The following is a 23,973-nucleotide window of genomic DNA, read 5'->3' on the forward strand; positions in this document are numbered from 1 at the left end:
TCGTCTCAACTCCGGTCGTCTCAATCTGCAAGGGCGACGCCGGACGTGGTGTGCGGGTTCGCGGCCGGGCCCTCGGTGCTCAGCAGGACGATCACCGACGCCGGCCCGAGCCCCAGCGCCGCCCGTCGCCCGTCCGCGCCGGCGCCCGTGAGCGCCGCGCGGACGCCCGCGAGGGAGGCGGCACCGCAGGGGCCGGAGGAAACGCCGAAGGAGGCCAGATCGGCGGCCGCACGGGCGCTTTCGGCGTCCGTGACGGTGACCGCCGCGTCCAGCCCGTCCCGGAGCACCGGCCAGGCGAGGTGGGAGACGGTGCCGCAGTTCAGGCCGGCCATCGTGGTCCCGCCGGTGGCAACCGTGACCGGCCGCCCCGCCGCGAGGCTCGCGGCGAGCCCGGCCGCGTTCTCCGGCTCCACCGCCAGCAGCGCCGGGGCCCGCCCGTCCCGGCGGCTCCGGTAGTGGGTGACGACGGCCTGGGCCAGCGAGCCCACGCCCACGGGCACGGCCACGAGACCGGGAGCCCCCGCACGGGCGAGCGCGAGCCGGTCGTCGATCTCGGCGCAGAGCGTGGCGTACCCCTCGACGATCCACGCCGGGATCCGCTCGTAGCCGGGCCAGGCCGTGTCCTGGACCAGGACCGCGTCCGTCGCCTCGGCCGCCTCGGCCGCCCGGCGCACCGCCTCGTCGTAGGGCCCCGGGACGCGGGTGACCTCCGCCCCTTCGGCCGCGATGGCGGCCACGGCCTCCGGGTGGACGCCGTGCCCGACGAAGACGTGGGCGCGCTGCCCGAACAGCCGGGACATCCGGGCCACGGCCCGCCCGTGATTGCCGTCCGTGGCGGTCACCAGCGTCACCGGGGCCGCCGCACCCGGCCCGTCGGCCGCCTGCCCGTCGGCCGTCCGCCCGTCGAGGACCCGGCGCACCGCCCAGGACGCGCCCAGCGCCTTGAACGCCGGCAGTCCCAGCCGGGACGACTCGTCCTTGACGAACACCCGGCCGACCCCCAACTCGGCGGCTAGAGGGGGAAGTTCGGTCAGCGGAGTCGGGGCGTAGCCGGGCAGGGAGGCGTGGAAGTCCCGCGCGTCGGCGGGCGCGGGCGCGCACGTCCAGGACCGGGCGGCCGGACGGGCGAACCACGACGGAGTACGGGAAGAAGCGAAGTCCTCGGGCATGCCACCAGCGTGCGGCCTCACCCTTCGCACGGTCCAGCGCACGTTTCCCACCTATATTCATCAGGAAAACCGAACGTTCCGGCCGCTTCCCGCGCGGGCCGGGCGACCTCCATCGAAGGGCCGCGCCACCGATGTTCGACCTCCATCGACTGCGCCTGCTGCGCGAACTCAAGCACCGCGGCACCCTCGCGGCCGTGGCCGCCGCCCTCTCCTACAGCCCCTCCTCCGTCTCGCAGCAACTCTCCCAACTGGAGTCGGAGGTGGGCGTCCGGCTACTCGAACCCGTGGGGCGGCGGGTACGGCTCACCCCGCAGGCGGAGATCCTCGTCGCCCACACCGAGGCGGTCATGGAGCGTCTGGAGCGGGCCGAGGCGGACATCGCCACGTCCCTCACGGACCTCACCGGTACCCTGCGCGTGGCCGCGTTCCAGACGGCCGCGCTCACTCTGGTGCCCGTCATGCTGGGCCTCCTCCGCGAGGCCCACCCCCGGCTGCGGGTCCACGTCACGCAGATGGAGCCGGAACGAGCCCTCCTGGCGCTCCAGGCCCGCGACTTCGACCTCGTCGTCGCCGAGGAGTACCCCGGCCACCCCACGCCCCGGCCCGCCGGGCTCGAACAGGAGCACCTGCTCGACGACCCCCTGCGCCTGGCCCTCCCCACGCCACCGGCCGCCGCCGGCGGCGGCCCCACGGCGGCGCTGCGCGCCCTCGCCGGACGGCCCTGGGTGATGGAGCCCGAGGGCAGCGCCGCCCGCCACTGGGCCACCACCCTGTGCCGCGCCGCGGGCTTCGAACCCGACGTCCGGTTCGAGAGCACCGACCTGCTGCTCCACCTCCGGCTCGTCGAGGAGGGCCACGCCGCGGCCTTCCTGCCCGACCTGGTGTGGAACGGCCGCCCCCCGACCGTCGGCCTTCGTGAGCTCCCCCGTGGCCGGGGCACGCGCACGATCCTCACCGCGGTGCGCCGGGGCGGCGGCCGCCACCCGGCCGTCGAGGCCTGCCGGGACGCCCTCCGGCAGGCCGCCGGAGGGTGAGACGAAGCGCTTGCCCGGCCCGGTGACGCCACGGGCGGCGGACTCGCAAGTGGGCATCGGGGCGTGCGGCACCGGCGTGCGGGACGCGGCGTGGTGACACGCGTCCCGCCCGGGGCGCCTCCTGTCGTACGACGTGACACCGGCGCCCCCACGCGCCCTCGCCGCCCGGAGCGGGCCGGTACGCCCCCTGGGGAGAGATGGGAAGAGACGGGGAGAAGCAGGGACGGGTCCGCCGTCGGGATCGAGGTGACCGGTGCGCACGATCAGCGAGGAACCCGGCGGCCCGGACCGCCGGCTCGGCTCCGACCCCGTCGCCGTCGTCGGCCTGTCCGGACGGTTCCCCAAGGCCCGCGACATCAGGGAGTTCTGGGACAACATCGTGGCGGGCCGCGACTGCTCGGACATCGTGCCCGGCAGCTGGTGGCGCCCGGACCGGTACTACGACCCCGACCCCTTCACCGAGGACAAGACGTACTGCCGCCGCGGCGGCTTCCTCACCCCCGAGCTCTTCGACCCGCTCGAATTCGCGATGCCGCCCAACACGGTGGAATCCACCGGACTGGTGCAACTCCTGAGCCTGGTGGTGGCCAAGGAGACGCTCAGCGATGCGCGACGCGGCAGAGAGGACTGGTGCGCCCCCTCCCGTACCGGGGTGATCCTGGGCGTGTGCGGCACCAACTCCACCCTCATCCCGCTCGCCGCCCGCCTCCTGGTCCCCGAAATCCTGGAGACCATGCTCGCCATGGGCATCCCGGAGAAGCAGGCGAAGGAGATCGTCCGGATCCGGCTCGCGGCCCTGCCGCCCTGGACCGAGGACTCCTTCCCCGGCATCCTCGCCAACGTCGTCTCCGGACGCGTCGCCAACCGCCTCGACCTCGGCGCCGCCAACCACACCGTCGACGCCGCCTGCGCCAGCTCCCTGGCCGCCGTCCGCTGCGCCGTCGACGAGCTGATCTCGCGCCGCGCCGATGTGATGCTCACCGGCGGCTGCGACGCCGACAACTCGATCGTCTCCTTCATGTGCTTCAGCAAGACCCCCGCCCTCTCTCCCACCGGCACCGTCCGCCCCTTCGACACCGAGGCCGATGGAACCCTGGTCGGCGAGGGCATCGGCATGCTGGCCCTGCGCCGCCTCGCCGACGCCGAGCGCGACGGCGACCGGATCTACGCCGTCCTCAAGGGCCTGGGCAGCTCCAGCGACGGCAACGCGCAGAGCATCTACGCCCCCTGCGGCGCCGGGCAGAGCGCCGCGCTGCGCCGCGCCTACGCCGACGCCGGCTGCCCACCCGCCACCGTGGGGCTGATCGAGGCGCACGGCACCGGCACCCCCACCGGCGACGAGGTCGAACTCACCGCGCTCAACGACCTCCTGGCCACCCCCGACGACCGGCACTTCGTGGCCGTCGGCAGCGTCAAGTCGCAGATCGGGCACACCAAGGCCGCCGCCGGCGCGGCCGGGCTCATCAAGGCCGCGCTCGCCCTCCACCACAAGGTGCTGCCCCCCACCATCAACGTCACCAGCCCCCACGCGCAGGCCGTCCGCCCGGACGGCGCCCTCTATGTGAACACCACGGCCCGCCCCTGGGTACGCGACCCCTCGGGCACACCTCGGCGGGCGGGGGTCTCGGCGTTCGGCTTCGGCGGCGTCAACTACCACGCCGTCCTCGAAGAACACCAAGGGCCCCCGGTGGAGCGGGAGTACGCGCTGCACGAGACCCCCTCCGCGTACCTCTGGCACGCGCCCGACAGGGCGGAACTGCTGCGACGGCTGGAGCGCGGCGACCCGCCCGACCCCGGGCCGGTCCCCGCGCCCCACGTCCGCCTCGGCCTCGTCGCCACGGGACGGCCGGAGTACGAGGAACTGCTCGCCCTCGCCGTCGCCCGATTGCGCGACCACCCCGGCGACGACACCTGGAACCACCCGCGCGGCATCCACTACCGCACCCGGGCCCTGCCCCCCGGCACCAAAACGGGAGCGCTGTTCGCGGGACAGGGGAGCCAGTACCCCGGCATGGGCCTGCACGCCGCCCTCGCCCTGCCCCCGGTCCGCGCCGCCTTCGACGCCGCCAACGCCCGCTTCCCCGCCGCCGACAGCCTGGCCCGCGCGGTCTTCCCCCCACCGGGGACCGGTGACGCCACCCGCCACGCCGAACGGCTCCGCCGCACCTCCCACGCCCAGCCGGCCATCGGCGCCCTCTCCACGGGCCAGTACCGCTACCTGCGCGAGCTGGGCTTCGCCCCGCACGCGCTGCTCGGCCACAGCTTCGGGGAGCTGACCGCCCTGTGGGCCGCCGGCGTCCTGGACGACGCCGGCTTCACGGCCCTGGCCCACGCCCGCGGCCAGGCCATGGCGCGACCGCCCGGCCCCGGCCACGACCCCGGCGCCATGGCCGCCGCCCGCATGAGCCGCGACGCGCTCGCCGAACTCCTCGCCGACCACCCGGAACTGACGGTGTGCAACCACAACGCGCCCGCCGAGCGGGCCGTCGGCGGCCCGACCGCCGCCGTCCGGCACTTCACCGACGCGTGCGCCGCGCGCGGCCTGCCCGTACGGCTCCTGCCGGTCGCGGCCGCCTTCCACACCCCGCACATCGCCCACGCCGCCCGGGAGTTCGCGGCCGCCTGCGCCGAGGCCGCCTTCGCCTCGCCCGCACTGCCCGTCCACGCCAATACGGCCGGGGCGTCCTACGGCGACGACGCGGACGCCAACCGCCGCACCCTGGTCGAGCAACTGCTGCGCCCCGTCGACTTCGCCGCCCGCCTGGAGGAGATGTACGCCGCCGGCATCCGGGTCTTCGTCGAGTTCGGCCCCCGGCGGATCCTCACCGGATTCGTCGAACGGACCCTCGGGCCCGGCCGCGCGGAGGTCGTCGCCTGCGACGCCGGGCCCGGGACGGACGCCTGCGCGGCGCTCAAGCAGGCGGCCGTACGCCTGGCCGTCCTGGGCCTGCCCCTCACCGGCATCGACCGCTACACGGCCCCGCCCCGCCCGGAGCGCCGGACGCCCTCCAAGGTGGCCCGCCGCCTGGACGGCCCGTTCTTCGCCATGGAGAAGCGGCGCGGCGCCTACGAGGAACTCCTCGCCCGGCACACCGCCGCCGGATCGCGGGCCGAGCCCGAGAGCGCGCCCGCCCCGGCCACGTCGCCGGCCCGGACCGAGGCGGCCGACCCGCTGACCCGCGCCGCCGCCGACCACCTGGCCGCGCACGCCCGCTACGTGGACAGCGAGGTCCGCACCACCGAACAGCTCGGCGCGCTCCTCGCCCGGGGCGCGGCGGCCGGCCGGATGGACGCGTCGCTGCTCGCGGCCATCCAGGCGGTCGCCGACCACAGCATGGCCCTCGGCGAGACCCACGCCCGCGCGGCCGAAGCGGTCTCCGGCCTCCTGCGACCGCCGTCGGGGCCGCCCGAACAGGACGACCCGCCCCGGCCCGTACCGACGGCGGTCGACGCGGTGACGGTCGATGCCGTGACTCCCAATGCCGTGACTCCCAATGCCGTGACTCCCGAGGCCGTGGCGCCCGATGCTGTGACGGCGCAACCCCGCCCGGACACCGAACCGCCGGTCGAGGGCCCGCACGCCGAGAGGAGGTCGGCGCTCGCCGAGCTGTGGGCGGCACAGAAGGGGGAGGTCGCGGCGACCGGCACGACGGACATCGGCTCGCTCGACCCCGACGAGGTCGAGGGAGTCTTCCGCGCCGTGATCGCCGAGAAGACCGGCTACGACGTCGACATGATCGAACCCGACATGGACATCCAGGCGGACCTCGGCATCGACTCCCTCAAACAGGTCGAGATCGGCGCCGAGATGTGGCGCCGCTATCCGGTGATCGCCCGCAGCGAGATGTACCGCTTCAGCGAGGCCCGGACGGTCCGTGAACTGACGGCCATCGCCCAGGAGGTGATCGCCGAGCCCAGGCCCCAGCTCGTCTCACCGGTGGTGGGCACCGCGCTGGGCAGCGCCTGGGTGACTCCCGTGGCCCTGCCCCCGGTCGACGTCCGCGAGGACGCCTACCCGGAGAGCCCCCACGCCCTGCTGATCGACGACGCGGGCGGGCTCGGCCGCCTCCTCGCCGACGCCCTCACCACCCGCGGCTGGCGGGTCAGCCGACTGGCCCTCCCCGGCGCCGCCACGGAGACACCCAGCCTGACGGACTGGGCGGAGGACACGCTCGCCGCCCGCCTCGCCGAACTCCTCGCGGACGGCACGCGTCTCGACCTGTGCGTCCTGCCCGTCAGCCGAGAGCCCGACGATAGCGACGACAGCGGGGAGACGAACGCCGCCGACCGGATCATCACCCGTCTCCGGCACGCGATCCTGGTGGCCAAACACACCCGCCCCGCCCTGGAGGCGGCCGCCCGGACCGGCACCCGCGCCGGCCTCGTCGCCGTCACCCGGCTCGACGGGGCGCTCGGCTACGCCGGTTCGGGCGGCGACACCGCCGCCGCCCTCGCGGGCGGGCTCGGCGGACTCGTCAAGACCCTCGCCCTGGAGGCGACGACCCTGTTCTGCCGCGCCCTGGACCTCGCCCCCGGTCTGTCCGACGAGGACGCCGGAGCGGCCTTCGCCACCGAACTCGCCGACCTCGCCGGCGACGTCCGCGAGGTCGGCGTGGACACGACCGGCCGCCGCACCCCCCGGGTCTCCGGCACCCCGTGGCCCCGGTCCCCGGTGGCCGCCACCGAGGTCGAACTCACCAAGGACGACGTCCTGTTGGTCACCGGCGGCGCCGGGGGCGTCACCGCCTGGTGCGTCGAGGAACTCGTGCGCGCCCACCACTGCGGGTGCGTCCTCCTCGGCCGCACACCCCTGACGGACGAGCCCGCCTGGGCCGCCGCGCTCGGCGCCCCGGAAGAGCTGCGGGCCGCCCTGGAGGCCCGGGCGCGCGACGCGGGAGAGGACCCCGGCGAGGAACCGGCGCGCACCCGCGTCGAGGAGGAACTCGCCCTGCTCGTCCGGCAGCGCGGCATCCGCGCGTTCCTGGCCACCCTGCGCTCGTACGGCGCCGAGGCCGTGTACGCGGCGGCGGACGTCCGCGACCCGGACGCGGTGGCCGCGGCCCTGGCCCCGTACGCCGACCGGATCACCGGCGTCCTCCACGGCGCGGGCGTCCTGCGGGACCGGCCGCTGGCCGAGGCGGACCAGGAAGGCATCGCCGCGGTCGTGGACACCAAACCGGCCGGCCTGCGGAACGTGCTCGCGCCCCTCGACGCCGCGCGGCTGCGGCACCTGGTGCTCTTCACCTCGGTCGCCGGTATCTGGGGCAACCTGCGGCAGGCGGACTACGCCCTGGCCAACGAGGCGCTCAACCGCTTCGGCTGCGCCTGGCAGGCCGCCCACCCCCACTGCCGCGTCGTCCCGATCGCCTTCGGGCCCTGGACCGAGGGGATGGCCGCGGACCTCCACCAGATCTTCACCGAGGTGGGGGTGCCCGTGCTCTCCAGGGAGGAAGGATGCGCGCGGTTCCTGGAGCTCATGGCACCTGGCCGGGGCGGCGGGGTGGCGCTCGTCGGCCCGACCGAGGCGCTCTTCCTCCGGTGCGACCCGCTCCCCGACGGGGGTCTCACCGCGTACCGTGTGCTGACGGGGCTCGGTGACGAGCCCGTCCTGCGGGCACACCGCGTCGTCGGGGTGCCCATCCTGCCCATGACGGCCGCCGTGGGCTGGGCCCTGGGCACCGTCGAGCGCGCCCACGGGGGAGCCAGGCCGGTCGTCGAGTGCCGCGACATCAGGATCGCCCAGGCGGTCACCTTCCCGCCCGGCCACCCCGAGCGGTTCCGTGTCCGGCTGGAACGCGACGCGCGGCAGGCGGTCGTACCGTTCGTCCGCGTGAGCGTCGACGACGCCGGGGAACAGGGGAAACCGCGCTTCGAAGGGCGCTTCCGGCTCGCGGACCGGCCGGGCGAGGCCCCCGTGACGAGCCTGCCGCCCCACACGTTCACCGACGCCCCGCACCCCGGCTACCGCGACGGCCGGCTCTTCCACGGCGCGGCCCTCAACGGCCTGCGCGACGTCCTGGAGGAGTCGCCCGGCCATCTGGTGATCACCGCGAGGATGCCCGACCCGGCGTTCGCCCACGGCGCGTTCGCCGGGCGGCTGTACAGCCCGGCCCTCGCCGACCTGCTGATGCAGGGTGCCCTCCTGACGCTGCTGGCGCTGGCCGACGGCGAGGAGATCCCGGTACCCGTCTCCGCCGAACGCCTGGAGCTGTTCGGCCCGCTCCCCGATGACGAGCCCTTCGTCATCACCGTCGACGTCGACGAGCCCACGACACCGACAGCGGCATCCTTCTTCTCCCAGTGCGTGCTGACCGCCTGCGCGCCCGACGGACGGCTCCTCCAGCGGTGGAGCGGCGTCCGCTTCGTGTGGATCGAGCCGGCCGCCCTGGCCGGCGGCCTCGCCGCCGGGAGCGACCGGACCCGGCGTTGACCAAGGAGGAATCCTCATGGACGAGCTCGGATTCGAGGGGATTCCGCTGCCGCAACCGGCTGTCGCGCCGGCCGCCTCTCCGGCTCCCGGCCCGGGCGCCCCGGAGGCCGTCGCCGCGCGGGCCGTCGCCCCGGAGACCGTGCCGGCGCTCACCACGCGGCTCGCCGGGCGCCTCCAGCGCACCCACGCCGGCGTCCTGGCGGCCCATCAGGCCGTCATCGCCTGGCAGCTCGCCCGCGCGGCAGGCGGCCCGACGGCTCTCTTCCCAACGCCCGCCCCACCCCGGCCCGGCGACGCCGTGGCGACGATCCTGCATGCCGCCGCCCGCGCGTTCCGGGCCGAGGGCGCCGGCCCGTACCAGGGCGGCGCGGCGCTCACCTGGCTGGACGAAGCGCCCGAACTCCCGGGCGGCGCGCCGCGCGTCGAGCGCGACGGCGAGGAGTGGCGGATCGGCGACGGCGAGCGGCCCTTCGCCGTCCTGGCACCGCACGGCCCACGGCACTCCCGGCCCGAGCCCCCGCCCCCGCGCTTCCCGCCCGACCCCCGCCCCCTGGCCCGTACCACCGTGACCCGGCTGACCGCCGCCGACCTCGACGCGCTCGCCGCCGGCGACATCGCCCGCGTCCTCGGGGCCGCCTTCGACCAGAGCGACCTGCCGGCCGCCGTCCTCCCCGCGCCCTGGCCCACCCGGCTGCTGGACACCGTCACCTTCGCCGACCCGCGCGGCGGCCGGAACGGACAGGGCCTGCTGCTCGCCACGACCCGCCTGCCCGGCCACGCCGAGGAGGCATGGCCGCACTGCCTCGCGGCGGCACTGGAACTCCTCCGCGTCCACGCCTTCCACCAGGGCCTCCACCTGTGCCTGCCCGGCGCCCGCGCCACCCTCCCGGTCCGGCGGCCCGTCCTGGTGGACGTCCGCGACACCCCGGCCCCGCCGCCCGGCACGGAACTTCGGCTGGAGGCCGAAGTCACCGCGACCGGCATGCTGCCCAGGCCGTACGCGACCGCCGACTGCCGGGTCACCGTCGCCGACCGCCCCCTGGCACGGCTGCGGGATGTGGGCGTCGTGCTCAAGGAGGGGCCGGGGCAGGACGCCCTGGACCCCGCCCGACCCGGCCTCCGCACCGGCGTCACCGGCAAGCGCGTCGTCGCCGGCGAGCTGCACACCGCGATCTTCGCCGAGGGCGACCTGGGCACGGTCCCGCTGCCCGGGAGCACCACCCGGGTCACCGGCCGGGTCCGGCCCCGGCTGCCCCGGGGGGACTTCCGCATGCTGGACCGCGTCGTCGACGGACACGGGGAGTGGGACGCGTACCGCCCCGGCAGCTGGGGGCTCGCCGAGTACGACGTCCCGGCCGACCCCTGGTACGTACGGGAGAACGGCGGCACGATGCCGCAACTCGCCCTCATGGAGACCGCGCTCCAGGCGGCGGGTCTGTTCAGCGGCATGCTCGGCGTCGCGGGCGCGTACCCCGACGGGCACCTCTCCTGCCGCAACCTCGACGGCAGGGCACGGCTGCTCCGGCACGTCGACACGCCCGGCACCACCGTGGAGCAGCACGTCACCCTGCGGTCGCACTCACCCCTGCCCGGCGGCGTCATGCACCGCTACGACTTCCGGCTCCGCGCGGGCGGCGAGCCCTTCTACGAGGGAGAGGCCGTCCACGGCTTCTTCACCCCCGAACTCCTCGCCGAGCAGCAGGGCCTGGACGGCGGCACCTACCGGCCCCCCTGGCTGGAACGCCACCCGCCCGCCCCCGCCGACGTCCGCCGGCCGGACCCCCGCCGTGACCCCCGGCCGGGGCGCGGCCGCCTCGCGCTGCTGGAGGACGTCACGCTCGTACCCGGCGGCGGCGACCACGGCGCCGGATACGTCCTGTGCGACAAACCCGTGCGGCGCGACGACTGGTTCTTCCACCACCACTTCTTCCAGGACCCCGTGATGCCGGGCTCCGCAGGGGTGCAGATGCTCTACCAGGCGGTGCACGCCTACGCCCTCCACACCGGCCTGCTCGACCACCTCGTCCGTCCCCGCCTCCACATCGCCGTCGGCGAGGAGCTCCACTGGTCGTACCGGGGGCAGATCCTGCGCGAACACCGGCGGGTGCGCGGCGAGGCGCACATCCGCGCGGTACGCCGCGAGGACCACCGGGTCCTGCTGTTCGCCGACGGCAGTGTCTGGCGCGACGACCTGCGCATCTACCAGGTGGACAACATCGCGGCCGACATCCGCGGGGAGGCCGCGTGACCACGCGGGGGAGGGAAGCGGCGATGACGGACGCTCGGGTGCGGTACGACGCCGAGGGCGTCCACGCGGTCCTGGCCGACCTGGAGCGCCCCTGCTACATCGTCGGCGACGGTGGCCGCGTGGGCGCCACCAACGTGCCGCCCCTGCCCGGTGACGGCTTCACCGTCCTGGCCGCCGTCGCCCCGCAGCACCCCGACCGGCTGGGCTCGGCCGGGTTCCGTCGGCACCACGGCGTCCGCTACGCCTATATGACCGGCGCGATGGCCGGTGGCATCGCCTGCGAAGAACTGGTCATCGCCGCCGCCCGCGCCGGGCACCTCGCCTCCTTCGGCGCCGCCGGGCTCCCCGAGGCCCGGATCGACGGGGCCCTGGCACGGCTGGGGAGCGCCCTCGGCTCCGCCGGTGTGCCGTACGCGTGCAATCTCATCCACAGCCCCATGGCCCCCGCTCAGGAACGCGCCTGCGTCGACGCCTGTCTGCGCCACCGCGTGCGCTGCGTGGAGGCCTCCGCCTTCGTCCAGCTCACCCCCGACCTCGTGCGCTACCGACTGGCCGGCCTCCACCGCGACCCGGGCCCCTCGGGGGTGCGGGCCGAGCACCGGGTCGTCGCCAAGGTCTCCCGCCCGGAGACCGCCGAACTGTTCCTCCGCCCGGCCCCCGGCGAGCTGACGGCCGCCCTGGCGGCCGACGGGCGCGTCACCGCCGAACAGGCCGAACTCGCCCGCACGGTCCCGCTCGCCGACGACATCACCGTCGAGGCCGACTCCGGTGGGCACACCGACCGCCGCCCCCTCGCCGTCCTGCTGCCCGCCGTCGTCCGCCTGCGCGACCGCGTCGCCCGCGAGCATCCCGCCACCGCGCGGGTGCGCGTCGGCGCGGCGGGCGGCATCGGCACCCCGGAGGCCGTGGTGGCGGCCCTCGCGCTGGGCGCCGCGTACGTCGTCACCGGATCGGTCAACCAGGCCGCCACCGAAGCGGCCACCTCTCCGGCGGTCAAACGGCTCCTGGCGGGCGCGGGCCTCGCCGACTGCGCCATGGCACCGGCCGCCGACCTGTTCGAACAGGGGGTGACCGTCCAGGTCCTCGCCCGGGGCACCATGTTCCCCGGCCACGCCGGCCGGCTGTACCGGCTCTACCGCGACCACGACAGTCTGGCCGCCCTGCCGCCCACGGAACGCCGCTACCTGGAACAACGCGTGCTGCGCCGCCCCCTCGACGACGTCTGGCGGGACACGGCGGACTACCTGGCGACCCACCACCCGGCATGGCGCGAGCGCGCCGAGCGGGATCCCAAATTCCGGATGGCGATGGTCTTCCGCTGGTACCTGGCCATGGCCTCCCGCTGGGCCGTCACCGGAGAGGCCGGGCGCAAGGGGGACTGGCAGATCTGGTGCGGTCCCGCCATGGGCGCCTTCAACGCCTGGACCGCCGGCAGCGCCCTGGCCGACCCCGCCCGGCGCCAGGTCACCGCCATCGCCCACCACCTCCTCCACGGCGCCGCCTTCCACGCCCGCGTCACCCAACTGCGGCTGGCGGGCGTGCGGTTGCCCGCCGCCTGCGCGGAGTACCGGCTCGACGACTTCCCCGTCACGGGCTGACGAAGAAGCCGTTGAGCCGGGGGGCCAGCCACGGCCTGCGGCCGCCGGGACGCATCGCGCCACGGACGACCGCCTTCCAGAGGGGAATACGGCGGAAGGCGATCAGCAGGAAGGTCGTCGGGTCGGTCGTGATCCGGCAGTCGTAGGCGCGCGGCGGCGCGTCCCGCGTCACCGTCGCGGTCCCGTCGTCGACGACGACCGCCAGCCGTGGGCCGCCCTCGACGGCGAGGTCGAAGGCGACGCGGACGCCCCGCGTCCGGGCCGCGTCGACGGCGAACGGCATCATCGTCGGCATCGACTGCCCGAGCACCAGCCGCGCGTCGTCCGGCGCGATCGCCCAGGGGAGCCGGGCGCCGCGAGCGATGTCGAGGCCGTGCAGCAGGGTCTCGCTCAGCATCATGCCGGTGGCCGCCGCCAGGGTGATGGTGACGCCCGGCCCGTACCAGGGCGTCGTGACGGGCGCGTCCGGCGCGAGCCCCTCGGTGACGCGCAGGAACGTATCGCCCCGTTCCAGGACCAGCGCGCCGAGACGCGTGCGCGCCTCCTCGCCGATCAGGCCGAGCGCCTTGGCGTTGACCGAGGCGACCCGCTCGGCGAAGGTGCGCTCACCCGCCGGCAGCACGCTCTCCCAGTCCTGGAACTCATGCGTGAACGCCGAGCCGTACGCCACGTAGACGGCGCACACGTGCGCTCCCACATCGCCCACCGTCCACGGCGGCACCCCCGAGGGCGCCCCCGGGTCGGCGACGTCACCGAGCAGCCCCGCCAGCCGCCGCACCGCGCCCCGCAACGCCGCACGGGCCCTCTCGTGCTCGGCCCCGTGCCCGGTCCCGGCATCGAACCGGCCGGCAGTACCCATGGGCCACCCCCTCGGCGAAGGACGGCCCGCAGAGTACCGCGCGGCTCGTGCTCATGACAGACGGCGCCGGTAGACCGAGTGCTGGACGTGCTCCTTGGCCGGGCCGGTCGTCCGCCAGCGCACCCGCCATTCGTCGGGGGAGACGACTGTGAAGGCGCCGTCGTAGAGGTCGGCGACGCACGGGTGGCGCGTGTGCCAGCGTCCCGTGCGGAGGTCCAGGTCGTGGAAGGGGCGGCCGTCGGCGAAGGTCACCTCGGCGGTGCCGGCCGGGCCGGGCAGGAGCGCGAGCGTACGGCCCGCGCGGTTGACCGTGCCGTTCCAGTCCAGCTCGCCGTCCTCGACGTGGAGCAGGCGGGCGTCGTCGCCGTCCGCCCGGAACTCGGCCGTGCCGCGGAACGTCCCGGCCGACCCGGTGGCCAGGTCGGTGAGCGTGCGCTCGACCGTCCAGCGCCCGGTCAGGAACGCCAGGACGTCGGGCACCGGGAACACGGCGGACGGCGAGGGCTGCCCCGACGGCCCGGACGGCTCGGTCGGCCCGGACGGGGGAGCGGTGGCGGCGGCGGAACTCATGCCTTCAGTATCGCCGCCCCGGCGGCCGGACCCGGGACGCGCCGTTCGCCCTTGGCACAACCGGTCCGCTCCTGGCGTACTCCTGTTCCCCCGGCGGCTTCCGTGCGCAGACTCAGCCCATGAGACTTCTGGTGATCGGTGGATCGGTGTTCCTGGGAAGGGCCTTCGTCGAGGAGGGGCTGCGGCGCGGCTGGGAGGTGACGGTCTTCAACAGGGGCAGGACGCAGGCCGACCCGGACGGCGTCCGGGTGATCCGGGGCGACCGCGAGCGCCCCGAGGATCTCGCCCACCTCGCCGCGGCGGGCCCCTGGGACGCGGTCGTGGACGTCTGCGGGTACGTCCCCCGCGTCGTGAAAGCCTCGGTCGAGGCGCTGGCCGCTTCGGCGGCCACGTATCTGTACGTGTCCTCCATCAACGCCCGCCCCGGCTGGCCCGCCGAGCCCGTGGACGAGAGCTCGCCCCGGCACGAGTGCGCCCCGGACGCGGGCCCCGACGACGGCGATTACGGCAAGCTCAAGGTCGGCTGCGAGCGGGCCGTGGAGGAGGGCTTCCCCGGGCGCGCGCTGATCCTCGAACCCGGCCTGATCATCGGGCCGCACGACCTCGCGCGCCGCCTCACCTGGTGGCTGCGCCGGGCCGCGCAGGGCGGCAGGATGATCGCCCCGGGCGCGCCCGGCCGCGAGATGCAGCTCGTCGACGCCCGGGACATAGCGGCGTTCGGCCTGGACCGGATCGTGGCCGAGGACGCCGGGACGTACCTGGTCAGCGGCACGCCCGCGAACACGACCTGGGGCGAGTTCCTGGACACGTGCGTGGCCGAGACCGGCGGCCGGGCGGAACTGGTCTGGGTGGGCGACGAGATCCTGCTGGAGCACGAGGTCGCCGTCTGGACCGAACTCCCGCTGTGGGCCCCGGAGGGCGGGGAGACGGCCGCGGTCTGGCGGCCCAGCTCGGCCAAGGCCATAGCGGCGGGGCTGCGCTGCCGTCCCGTCGCGGAGTCCATCCGCGACACCGCCGTCTGGCTGTTCGGCCCCGGCGGCCTCGACGAGGCGTTCGGCCCCACCCGCACGGGCCGTGAGGCCCGGCCTCTCACGCCCGAACGCGAGCAGGTCCTGCTGGCGGCCGCGGATCGGTAACCTCCCGTAGGCCGGAGCCGCGCTCTTCCGGCGCGGCTCCGGCGGGCTGTACGTTCCGTGCATGCCCGCCCGATCCCGTACCGTCGCGCCGCCCGGGTGGAGCCGCTGGCTCGTGCCGCCCGCCGCGCTCTCCATCCACCTCGCCATCGGTCAGGTCTACGCCTGGAGCGTCTTCAAACCACCGCTGGAGGCCTCGCTGGGGCTCTCCGGCACCGCCTCGGCACTGCCGTTCCAGGTGGCGATCGTCATGCTCGGCCTGTCCGCCGCGTTCGGCGGCACGCTGGTGGAACGCAAGGGGCCGCGCTGGGCCATGGCCGTGTCGGCCCTCTGCTTCTGCTCCGGGTTCCTGGTGGCCGCGTGCGGGGCGGGCACGCGGCAGTACTGGCTCGTGGTGGCGGGCTACGGCCTCATCGGCGGCACCGGCCTCGGCATCGGCTACATCTCGCCCGTCTCCACCCTCATCAAGTGGTTCCCCGATCGGCCGGGGCTCGCGTCCGGCATCGCCATCATGGGCTTCGGCGGCGGCGCGCTCATCGCCTCGCCCTGGTCCACCGCGCTGCTGTCCGCCTTCGGCAAGGACGCGACGGGCATCGCGAGGACGTTCCTCGTCATGGGCCTCGCCTACGGCGTCTTCATGACCCTCGGCGTCCTGCTCATCCGGGTACCACCGGACGCGGACACGGACGGGCACGGGGACGGGCGCGGGGCGGGCGCGAGCGACGCACCGGCCCGCCCGGCGGCCGCCACGGCCCAGGTGTCGGCCCGTACCGCCCTGCGCACCCCGCAGTTCTGGTGTCTGTGGGTGGTCCTGTGCGCCAACGTCACCGCGGGCATCGGCATCCTGGAGAAGGCCGCGCCGATGATCATGGACTTCTTCGCCGAGTCCTCCTCGCCCGTCACGGCCACCGCCGCCGCCGGATTCGTCGGTCTGCTCTCGCTCGCCAACATGCTGGGCCGGATCCTGTGGTCCTCCGTCTCCGACACCGTCGGCAGGAAGCACGTCTACCGGCTCTACCTCGGCGCCGGCGCGCTGATGTACCTGCTGATCGCGCTGACCGGCGGCTCCTCCAAGCCCGTGCTCATCGTCTGCGCGGCCGTCATCCTCTCCTTCTACGGCGGCGGCTTCGCCACCGTGCCCGCCTACCTCAAGGACCTCTTCGGCACCCACCAGGTCGGCGCGATCCACGGCCGGCTGCTCACCGCCTGGTCCACGGCCGGCATCCTCGGCCCCCTCATCGTCAACGCCATCGCCGACGCGGGGAAGTCCGCCGGCCACACCGGGCCCGGCCTGTACACCACGTCCTTCTTCGTCATGATCGGCGTGCTGGCCCTGGGCTTCGCCGCGAACGAGTTCATCCGCCCGGTCCACCCCCGCCACCACGAACCGGCGGGCGCGCAAAGGAGCGCCGCCGTCGCACCGGACGAGGGAGTCGCGCTGTGACCACCGGACGCAAGGCACTGTTCGTGTTCAGCTGGCTGTGGGTGGGAGCGCCCTTCGCCTACGGCGTCTACGAACTCACCCTCAAGCTGCGGCAGCTGTTCACCGGCTGAACGCCGCTCACGGCGTGTTCCCGCGCCCCGCCCGCCGGGTCAGGTCCGTCAGCCAGACCACCCCCAGCAGCGCGACGACGATCAGGCCGCCGTCGGAGAACAGCGTGTAGAGATGCCGCTGTTCAGAGGTGGGACGCGGCATGTAGCCGCTGTCGAACAAGGCACGCTGCCGCGCGTCCGCCGTGAGCGCGTAGACCAGCCGGACCGCGATGCCGTTGACCGAGTCCCACAGCGCGTGCAGCACCGCCACCCCCACGTACGTGCCCAGCACCCGGCCCGTGAGCCGGAACCGGCCGTCGCCTCCCCGGTCGGAGAGCAGGGCCGCGCCCAGGACGGCCGTCCACAGGCCATGGCCGAACGGGGCCAGGACACGTCCGGATACCGGCGCAGGACGAACATCAGCGCCAGGGCCTTGACGGCCTCCTCGATCAGGCCCACGCCGAGGAACAGCGTCAGGGAGGGGTGGAGCAGGTAGTACTCCAGGACGGACGCCCCGAGGACGCCCAGGATCCCGCCGACGACGAAACAGCCGAGGAGCAGGTCCACGCCCAGGACCCGGCCGTGCTTCTCGTAGGCCCACAGCGTGAAGCAGCAGGGGACGAGGAAACTGCCCAGCAGGATCAGCGTCGGCAACAGGTTCGAGTTCTGCGTCGTGTACGTGACCACGACGGCGAGCACCCACAGCACCACCCCGCCGAGCAGGCACCGCCACCACAGGCCCGCCCTCGGGCCGGCGGAAGGGGCCCGGGACGGCGGCTCCGGGGCGGGTGCCGGCCGGGGCCTGCTCGGTCGGCCGGGGGCGTCACTCATGGGCGCTGGATCCCTCGCGACAGTGGAACTCTCGGGCGTCCGCTCGCTTCCCTCGGTGGCCGCACGACACCGGCGGCAAACGCCGGGAGCGGGCATTCACGCGTTCGGCGGCGCCACGCCGTCCAGCCGCCCCTTGAACCGCGCGAGCAGCTCGCCGACGGCGGCGTCCGCGGCGGCGGACACCGGGAACAGGTTCAGGAAGCCGTGGATCAGCCCGGCGTAGGTATGGACGAACACCTCCACACCGGCGTCCCGGAGGGCCCGCGCGTAGGCCAGGCCCTCGTCGCGCAGCGGGTCGTACTCGGCGGTGGCGATGATCGCCGGAGCCAGTCCGGCGAGGTTCCGGGCCCGCAGCGGCGACACCCGCGCGGAACCGCGCACGGCGGGGTCGTCGCCCGCGTAGAGGTGCTGGATGTCGGTGATGTTCGCGCTGGTGAGCAGATACCCGGAGCCGTTCTCGGTGCGCGAGGGGTACTCGCCGTCGAAGTCGGTCGCCGGGTAGACGAGCAGCTGGGCCGCCAGCGGGCGGCCCTCGTCCCGGAAGGTCTGGGCGATCACGGCGGCGAGGTTGCCGCCCGCGCTGTCCCCGGCCACGGCGACGCGGTCGCGCCGCGCCCCGTACTCCTTGATGTGGTCGGCGACGTGACGCGCCACGGCCAGACAGTCCTCGTAGGGGGCGGGGAAGGGGTGTTCGGGCGCCCGGCGGTAGTGGACGGCGACGACGACCGAGCCGGTGTCCCGGCACAGCCGGCGGGTCACGTGGTCGTGGCTGTCGAGGTCGCCGGTGATCCAGCCGCCGCCGTGGAAGTAGACCACCGTGGGGACCGGGCCCTCGTCCGCGGGCCAGTAGATCCGCACGGGGACGTCCCCGGCGGGCCCGGGCACCACGCCGTTCTGCACGGAACCGACGTCGACGGGCTCGGCCGGCGCCGTCGCGGCGGACAGCCGCCGCTCGGCCTCCCGCAGCACCTCGGGATCGGTCGTCCGGACGGGGGCGGCGGCGACGGCGTTCGCCCGGTCGAGGAGACCGGCGAGATCCGGGTCGAGGGGCATGGACGGTGCCCTTTCCTTCGGACGGGTGAAATGGACGGGCCCGTCCGGAGGAAATGTCCGGGGACGCGGCGCATGCCGCCATGATGAACGGCGATCACCCCACGGGCCACTCGTGCGGTCCCGATGGCCCATCACCCGGCGCCGTCGTGCGGCATTTCGGGGAAATGAAAAAAGGCGACCCCCGGTCGAGTGGTCGCCTTTACGGGCGGGCGCGCGGCCGTCGCCGTCGCCCGGTTCCTTACGCGGGGCCGTCGAGAGCCGGCTTGGCGGCCTTGGCGCGGCGCTTCTTGGCCTGCTGCGGGAGGGGCTGGGCCTCGCGGGAAGCGTCCAGGAACGGCTTCATGGCCTCCAGGAGCTTCTCCAGGGACTCCTTGCCGAGGTCCACCTCACGCCGCTCGTGGGTCACGCACGGACGGGTCGCCAGCTTGTGGCTGCCGTCCTCGTTCAGCTCGTCGGTCTCGTATTCCTCGGTGCCCAGGACCGGGGCCAGGATCTCGACGGTGTAGACGTCCTCCGTCACCTCGGGATTGAGGTCGTCGTGGAAAATACGCCGCCAGTACGTTGTGATTTCCTGCCCGCCGACCGGAACGGAGACCGGCTCGACGCCGGGCGCTTCCTTTTCGGATTCTTCAACCTGCTCGAACTTGACTGCCATTGGGCACTCCTTTTTCGTGGTGTCAGGCCCAAACGATATAAGAAACAGGCGTGTTGGGCCAATCGGCAAGGCGGGCGGAACCTTTGGGGTGAAGAGGGAATTTCGCCGCTTCCGGGAGGGCCGCCGGACGACGGGTCGTCTCTTCTCGTACGGTCCAGGTCGTATGACGGTCCGACGGTAACTGTCGAATGGTCAATGCCCGGTTTCCGTCGCCGTCCGTCGGCGTGCGGACGGCTTTCGCCGCAGGCGCGCGCCGACGGCGATCACGGCGCACGCCAGGGCCATCGGGGCGGTCGTCAGCAGCGTCACCGTGTTGACGCCGAGGCCCGCGCGCTCGCCGAGGAGGAAGCCGGTGAGCAGGGAGAGCACCATGTTGTTCCCGCCGTGCGCCAGGGACACCACCCAGACGCTGCCGCTGCGGTCGTAGAGCCAGCCGAGCAGGAACTCCTGGAACAGGAACGACACCGTCCAGACAGCGAGCCCCAGCGGTAGCCCGGAGAACTCGATGTAGCCGGTGAACGCCAGCGGATAGTGCCACACCGCCCAGATCAGCCCGGTCGCCATCGTGGCCCGCACCGGACGCCCCGGGCACAGCCGCTGCCGGAGGAAGGACGTCCAGCCGAATTCCTCCCCCCAATACACGGGCGTCAGGAGCGGGACGGCCACCATGAGCAGCGGAACGAACGCCCCGGCGGGCAGCCCGCCGGAGAGGTCCGTGAGGGAGGAGAGGCCGGGCGTGCGCCACCCCAGCGCCCCCGCCAGCCCCACGGCCGCGGCGGCGAACACCAGCGGCCCCAGCCATGCGGCGAGGTAGTACGGCCACGCGTCCCGGAACCGCAACCTCAGCCCGGCCCCCGCGAAGCCCTCCCGGGTCACCCAGCGGCGCACCACCACCGCGGCGAGCGCGGGCATGAAGCCGAAGGGCAGTTGGACGAGCGGATCGGCCAGCGACAGCCCCCACCACGAGTGGGCCGCGTACAGATAGAGCCAGCTCCCCGAGAAACAGACGACCAGAAAGGCCACCACGCCGTTCCTGCCGCGCGCCTCACCACCCCGCGCCACCTCGGGCGTGGCGCTCACCGCGATCCGCGATGCCATGAATGAACCCCCGTCTCACGAAGCCGATCTCGAAGTCCCGGCAAGCCTCGTGCGCGGGACCGGCCGGCACATCCCGGTGACGGGGGAGCTCGCGTATCGCTCGCGCGGGGGAGGCGGGCCGCCGGAATCCGCTGCGATACTCCCGGGCGTGCGTCTTCCGATACATCCGTTCCGTGCGCTGATACGTCCGTTCCGTCCGCCGACGAGCGGCGACACCCTCCGAGCCTGGCTCCACGGACTGCTCGGCGCCGCCGGTGGTCTCCTGCCGCTCGCCGCCGCGTCGCTCGTGGTCGCGGCGGCCCCGCGCGACTGGCCGGCGCCGGCCCGGACCGCCGTGCTCCTGACCGTGTGGGCCGCCCTCACCGTCGCCGCCGGCTGCCCGCGCCCGGCGCGGAGCGCCTCCGTCTGCCTGGCCGACCGGCTGCTGGGCACGGACCTGCCCGCCCCCGTCGCGGCGGCGCGCCCACGCGGCGCCGACCGGCTCCGGACGGGGACGTGGCTCCTCCTGCACACGCTGGCGGGCGTCGCGCTGACGGCCGCCACCGCCTTCGCGCTGGCTACGGCCGTCGCCCTGCCCGCCGTGTGGCTGAACGGCGGCGACCGCATCACGGTCCTCCGCCCCCTGGACGTGCCCGGGGGAGCGGCCGGGCTGTGGACGCTCCCGGTGGCCGCCGCGCTCCTCGTCCTGGCGGGCCACGCCTGCGCCGCGGTCGCCGCCCTCCTCCGGCGCGCCGCCCCCGTGCTCCTCGGCCACGGCCCCGCCGAACGGCTCGCCGCGCTCGAGTCGCAGATGCGGCGGATGGCGCGACGCAACCGGCTCGCCCAGGAGTTGCACGACTCGATCGGCCACACCCTGACGGCGTCCACCATCCAGGCGGCGGTGGCCAGGAGCCTCATGGACACCGACCCGGCCGCCGCCCGCCGTGCCCTCACCGGCCTGGAGGAAGCCTCCCGTGCCGCCATGGACGACCTCGACCACGCCCTGGGCATCCTCCGCGAGGAGCACACGGCCACGGCCCCGCCGCTCACCCTGGCCGACCTCCACACGCTGGCCGACCGGGTCCGCCGCACGGGGACCGACGTCCGCGCGGACGTCACCGGCGACCCGGAGGGCGTCCCCGCGACCGTGTCCCGGGAGGCCTACCGGATCGTCCAGGAAGGGCTCACCAACGCCCTGAAGCACGGCGGCGGTTCCCCGGTCCGGCTGCGCGTGACGGTCACAACCGCCCTCCTGGAGCTGGAGATCGCCAACCCGCTCCCCGGCCGCGCCCGGCCGTCACGCGCCGCACGACGCGGCAGGGGCCTCACCGGCATCCTGGAACGCGTGGACCTCCTGAACGGCGAGGCCGTGACGGGACCGGCCCCCGACGGCACCGGCTGGCTGCTCGCCGTGCGCGTCCCGCTGAGGCAGGCGCCGTGACCACGACCGTCACCGTCCTCGTCGCGGACGACGAGGAGATCACCCGTACCGGCCTGCGCACCCTGCTCTCCGCGCTGCCCGGCCTCGACGTCGTCGGCGAGGCCGCCGACGGCCACCAGGCCCTGGCCCTCGCCGAGGAACTGCGCCCCGACGTCGTCCTGATGGACGTCCGGATGCCCGGCATCGACGGCATCGAGGCCACCCGGCGCCTCCAGAGCACCCTCGCCGGGCCGCCGAAGGTCGTGGTGATCACGACCTTCGGGAACGACGCGTACGTCTACGACGCCCTGCGCGCCGGCGCTGCGGGCTTCGTCCTCAAGCGCGCCCCGTCCGAACAGATCGGTCACGCCGTGCGCCTGGTCGCCACGACCGACTCCCTCCTCTTCCCCGACAATGTCCGCCGGCTCGTCGCCGGCCGCCCCGGGCCGCCGCCGCGGCCGCCGCGCGGCACGCCCGCCCTCACCGGCCGCGAGCGGGAGATCCTCCGCCTCATGGCCAGGGGTCTGTCCAACACCGATATCGCCGGCCGGCTGACCGTCGGCCTGGAGACGGTCAAGACCCACGTCAGCAACCTGCTGGCCAAGCTCGGCGCCCGCAACCGCACCCAGGCCGTGATCCTGGCCTACGAATACGGGTACGTCGTCGCGGGCGCCGGCGACGGGCCGACCGGCGACGGACCGGTCAGCGCGGCGGACGGACGGACAGCGCGTGCCGGAACTCGTTCCTGGGGTCCCAGTGCGCCTTGACGCGCTGGAGCCGCGCGTAGTGGCCCTTGTAGTAGAGGGTGTGCCACGGCGTCCCGGACGTGTTGATCGCGGGATCGGCGAGCTCGGCGTCGGGATAGTTGATGAAGCACCCGTCGCTGTTGGTGCCGGGCGCGGGCACGCCGCCGCTGTCGGCGTACACGGCCCGGTAGAGCTCGCGCAGCCAGGTGAGCTCCGGCCCGCCGTCGTGCTCCGGGTCCTTCCAGCCCGTCAGATAGACCGCCTTGAGGACGGAGTCCCGCTGCGCGACGGCCGTCGCGTCCACCGGGACGGTATTGGCCTTCCCTCCGTAGGAGACCAGCCACAGCGATCCGCCGAGCTCACCGCCAGCCTTACCGGTGAGGTGCTCGTGGAGCACAGCGATCTGACGGTCCGTGAGCCGTTTCCGCAGATAGCCGGCCTTGGCCTTGAAGAACGACGGCGCGGACTCCGTCACGTTCGCGTTGGCCTGGAGCCAGGGCTGGGTCTCCCGCGTCACCGCGGGCCGGGCCCCCACCCCCCGGCCCACCGCGGCCACGTAGTCGTCCAGGAGCCGCCGCGCTCCGGCTCCGGTGGAGTCCAGCTGGCCGACCATGTCGACCGTGCCGAACTTGCGGGTGTTCAGCATCAGCACGCTGAACAACCCCGCGTAGGGCGAGCCGGGCGCGCTGTTGTTCTCGTACCAGGTGCCGTGGTCGCGCACCAGCCGGGTGAAGGAGGCCTCGTCCAGGTCCTTCCACGACCAGGAGGCGGTGAAGGTGAGGACGGACGCGGGCGGGCGGGGCAGCAGGTGGGCGGGGTCCGACCCGGTGGCCGCCGGGTCCCGGAACCAGTAGCGGGTGACGACGCCGAAGTTGCCGCCCCCGCCACCGGTGTGCGCCCACCACAGCTCGCGCAGCGGGCCGGTCGAGTCCCGGGTGGCGACGACGCTCGACGCCTTCCCGGACGCGTCCACGACCACCACCTCGACGCCGTACAGATGGTCGACGGACAGCCCGTGCCGGCGCGACAGGGCACCGTACCCGCCGCCGAGCACGTGCCCGCCGACGCCCACCTCGGCGGTGGCCCCCGCCGGGATGGTCACACCCCACTCGGTGAACAACCGCCGGTACACCTGGCCGAGCAGGGCCCCCGGCTCGACCGCGAACGCGCGCCGCGACGCGTCGTAGTGCACGGCGGTCATGGGGGAGAGGTCGATGAGAGCCTTGACTGACGGGTCGTCGACGAAGCTCTCGAAGCAGTGCCCGCCACTGCGCACGGCGATGCGCCTGCCTTCGCGCACGGCCCGCTGGACGGCCTCGACGACCTGTTCGGTGGTGTCGGCCACCCGGACGTAGTCGGGTCTGCCGACGAAGCGGGCGTTGGTGCCGCGCCGGGTGAGCGACGGGTAGCGCGTGTCGTCGGGGCCGATGGAGGCGGGACCGAGGGTGGCGGGGCCGGACCGGGCCGGCGCGGCGGCGGCCGCCCGCCCGGTGGACGTCGCGGCCGCCTCCGGTGCGGACAGCCCCACGGCCGTCGACCCCAACGCCGCCGTACTCGCGAGCACTCCGCGTCGTGTCATGTCCGTCAAGGCATGCTCCTGTCGCTATGGGATGCGAG

17 protein-coding genes are annotated in these 23,973 nt (G+C 74.6%); 9 read left to right on the forward strand and 8 right to left on the reverse strand.

Features of this window, described 5'->3' with window-relative positions:
- Positions 1-20 precede the first annotated feature (20 nt).
- Complete coding sequence (locus tag ACX9I7_RS23710) at positions 21-1,169, reverse strand: diaminopropionate ammonia-lyase (protein ID WP_459388431.1); 1,149 nt, start codon at positions 1,167-1,169, stop codon at positions 21-23.
- 131 nt (positions 1,170-1,300) lie between these two features.
- Here ACX9I7_RS23710 and ACX9I7_RS23715 point away from each other — a divergent pair, with 131 nt between their 5' ends.
- From ACX9I7_RS23715 to ACX9I7_RS23730, 4 genes are all read left to right on the forward strand, one after another.
- A complete protein-coding gene (locus tag ACX9I7_RS23715) occupies positions 1,301-2,203 on the forward strand; it encodes a LysR substrate-binding domain-containing protein (protein ID WP_387570036.1) in 903 nt (300 codons plus the stop codon).
- A 253-nt stretch (positions 2,204-2,456) separates the two neighbouring features.
- A complete protein-coding gene (locus ACX9I7_RS23720; RefSeq protein WP_459388432.1) occupies positions 2,457-8,633 on the forward strand; it encodes a beta-ketoacyl synthase N-terminal-like domain-containing protein in 6,177 nt (2,058 codons plus the stop codon).
- 16 nt (positions 8,634-8,649) lie between these two features.
- On the forward strand, positions 8,650-10,881 hold the full coding sequence (locus ACX9I7_RS23725) for a 3-hydroxyacyl-ACP dehydratase (RefSeq protein ID WP_459388433.1): 2,232 nt from the start codon (positions 8,650-8,652) through the stop codon (positions 10,879-10,881).
- A gap of 23 nt (positions 10,882-10,904) precedes the next feature.
- Positions 10,905-12,479 carry a PfaD family polyunsaturated fatty acid/polyketide biosynthesis protein gene (locus ACX9I7_RS23730; protein WP_459388434.1) on the forward strand — a complete coding sequence of 525 codons (1,575 nt, stop codon included), beginning with the start codon at positions 10,905-10,907 and terminating at the stop codon, positions 12,477-12,479.
- Here the strand turns inward: ACX9I7_RS23730 and ACX9I7_RS23735 are convergent.
- Positions 12,469-13,338 (reverse strand): maleylpyruvate isomerase N-terminal domain-containing protein, encoded by an 870-nt coding sequence (locus ACX9I7_RS23735; protein ID WP_387570046.1) that lies wholly within the window; start codon positions 13,336-13,338, stop codon positions 12,469-12,471. The two genes, ACX9I7_RS23730 and ACX9I7_RS23735, sit on opposite strands and share 11 nt — an antisense overlap.
- A 51-nt stretch (positions 13,339-13,389) precedes the next feature.
- Complete coding sequence (locus ACX9I7_RS23740) at positions 13,390-13,908, reverse strand: DUF6314 family protein (protein WP_459388435.1); 519 nt, start codon at positions 13,906-13,908, stop codon at positions 13,390-13,392.
- Positions 13,909-14,027: 119 nt separating this feature from the next.
- Here ACX9I7_RS23740 and ACX9I7_RS23745 point away from each other — a divergent pair, with 119 nt between their 5' ends.
- From ACX9I7_RS23745 to ACX9I7_RS23755, 3 genes are all read left to right on the forward strand, one after another.
- Positions 14,028-15,044, forward strand: a complete 1,017-nt coding sequence (locus tag ACX9I7_RS23745) for an NAD-dependent epimerase/dehydratase family protein (protein ID WP_459388436.1) — start codon at positions 14,028-14,030, stop codon at positions 15,042-15,044.
- Positions 15,045-15,105: 61 nt separating this feature from the next.
- Positions 15,106-16,485: an OFA family MFS transporter gene (locus tag ACX9I7_RS23750; protein ID WP_459388437.1), complete on the forward strand. Its 1,380-nt coding sequence runs from the start codon at positions 15,106-15,108 to the stop codon at positions 16,483-16,485.
- Positions 16,482-16,595, forward strand: a complete 114-nt coding sequence (locus tag ACX9I7_RS23755) for an MFS transporter small subunit (protein ID WP_419096297.1) — start codon at positions 16,482-16,484, stop codon at positions 16,593-16,595. Before ACX9I7_RS23750 ends, ACX9I7_RS23755 begins: the two co-directional genes overlap by 4 nt.
- A gap of 7 nt (positions 16,596-16,602) precedes the next feature.
- On the opposite strand, the gene ACX9I7_RS23760 is transcribed toward ACX9I7_RS23755, so the two are convergent.
- From ACX9I7_RS23760 to ACX9I7_RS23775, 4 genes are all read right to left on the reverse strand, one after another.
- Entirely contained in the window at positions 16,603-17,310 is a 708-nt protein-coding gene (locus ACX9I7_RS23760; protein ID WP_459388438.1) for a PrsW family glutamic-type intramembrane protease, read from the reverse strand.
- Positions 17,311-17,501: 191 nt separating this feature from the next.
- Positions 17,502-18,458, reverse strand: a complete 957-nt coding sequence (locus tag ACX9I7_RS23765) for an alpha/beta hydrolase (protein WP_459388439.1) — start codon at positions 18,456-18,458, stop codon at positions 17,502-17,504.
- A gap of 238 nt (positions 18,459-18,696) precedes the next feature.
- Complete coding sequence (locus ACX9I7_RS23770; RefSeq protein WP_358632321.1) at positions 18,697-19,113, reverse strand: hypothetical protein; 417 nt, start codon at positions 19,111-19,113, stop codon at positions 18,697-18,699.
- Positions 19,114-19,305: 192 nt separating this feature from the next.
- On the reverse strand, positions 19,306-20,211 hold the full coding sequence (locus ACX9I7_RS23775) for a CPBP family intramembrane glutamic endopeptidase (protein WP_459388440.1): 906 nt from the start codon (positions 20,209-20,211) through the stop codon (positions 19,306-19,308).
- A 148-nt stretch (positions 20,212-20,359) separates the two neighbouring features.
- Here ACX9I7_RS23775 and ACX9I7_RS23780 point away from each other — a divergent pair, with 148 nt between their 5' ends.
- Both ACX9I7_RS23780 and ACX9I7_RS23785 read left to right on the forward strand, forming a co-directional pair.
- Positions 20,360-21,631 (forward strand): sensor histidine kinase, encoded by a 1,272-nt coding sequence (locus tag ACX9I7_RS23780; RefSeq protein ID WP_459388441.1) that lies wholly within the window; start codon positions 20,360-20,362, stop codon positions 21,629-21,631.
- Positions 21,628-22,377 (forward strand): response regulator transcription factor, encoded by a 750-nt coding sequence (locus tag ACX9I7_RS23785; protein ID WP_459388442.1) that lies wholly within the window; start codon positions 21,628-21,630, stop codon positions 22,375-22,377. The genes ACX9I7_RS23780 and ACX9I7_RS23785 overlap by 4 nt, the downstream gene beginning before the upstream one ends.
- Here the strand turns inward: ACX9I7_RS23785 and ACX9I7_RS23790 are convergent.
- Positions 22,313-23,935, reverse strand: a complete 1,623-nt coding sequence (locus tag ACX9I7_RS23790; protein WP_459388443.1) for an FAD-binding oxidoreductase — start codon at positions 23,933-23,935, stop codon at positions 22,313-22,315. The genes ACX9I7_RS23785 and ACX9I7_RS23790 overlap by 65 nt on opposite strands.
- Between the last annotated feature and the right edge of the window lie 38 nt (positions 23,936-23,973).

Source organism: Streptomyces sp. L500, assembly GCF_054551825.1.

Excerpts from the sequence above, each read along its gene's own strand:
- ACX9I7_RS23730 (WP_459388434.1), top strand. The coding sequence starts at position 10,905 with ATGACGGACGCTCGGGTGCGGTACGACGCCGAGGGCGTCCACGCGGTC.
- ACX9I7_RS23775 (WP_459388440.1), bottom strand. The coding sequence starts at position 20,211 with ATGGCATCGCGGATCGCGGTGAGCGCCACGCCCGAGGTGGCGCGGGGT.
- ACX9I7_RS23710 (WP_459388431.1), bottom strand. The coding sequence starts at position 1,169 with ATGCCCGAGGACTTCGCTTCTTCCCGTACTCCGTCGTGGTTCGCCCGT.
- ACX9I7_RS23765 (WP_459388439.1), bottom strand. The coding sequence starts at position 18,458 with ATGCCCCTCGACCCGGATCTCGCCGGTCTCCTCGACCGGGCGAACGCC.
- ACX9I7_RS23725 (WP_459388433.1), top strand. The coding sequence starts at position 8,650 with ATGGACGAGCTCGGATTCGAGGGGATTCCGCTGCCGCAACCGGCTGTC.
- ACX9I7_RS23790 (WP_459388443.1), bottom strand. The coding sequence starts at position 23,935 with ATGACACGACGCGGAGTGCTCGCGAGTACGGCGGCGTTGGGGTCGACG.
- ACX9I7_RS23715 (WP_387570036.1), top strand. The coding sequence starts at position 1,301 with ATGTTCGACCTCCATCGACTGCGCCTGCTGCGCGAACTCAAGCACCGC.
- ACX9I7_RS23770 (WP_358632321.1), bottom strand. The coding sequence starts at position 19,113 with ATGGCAGTCAAGTTCGAGCAGGTTGAAGAATCCGAAAAGGAAGCGCCC.
- ACX9I7_RS23735 (WP_387570046.1), bottom strand. The coding sequence starts at position 13,338 with ATGGGTACTGCCGGCCGGTTCGATGCCGGGACCGGGCACGGGGCCGAG.
- ACX9I7_RS23750 (WP_459388437.1), top strand. The coding sequence starts at position 15,106 with ATGCCCGCCCGATCCCGTACCGTCGCGCCGCCCGGGTGGAGCCGCTGG.
- ACX9I7_RS23745 (WP_459388436.1), top strand. The coding sequence starts at position 14,028 with ATGAGACTTCTGGTGATCGGTGGATCGGTGTTCCTGGGAAGGGCCTTC.
- ACX9I7_RS23740 (WP_459388435.1), bottom strand. The coding sequence starts at position 13,908 with ATGAGTTCCGCCGCCGCCACCGCTCCCCCGTCCGGGCCGACCGAGCCG.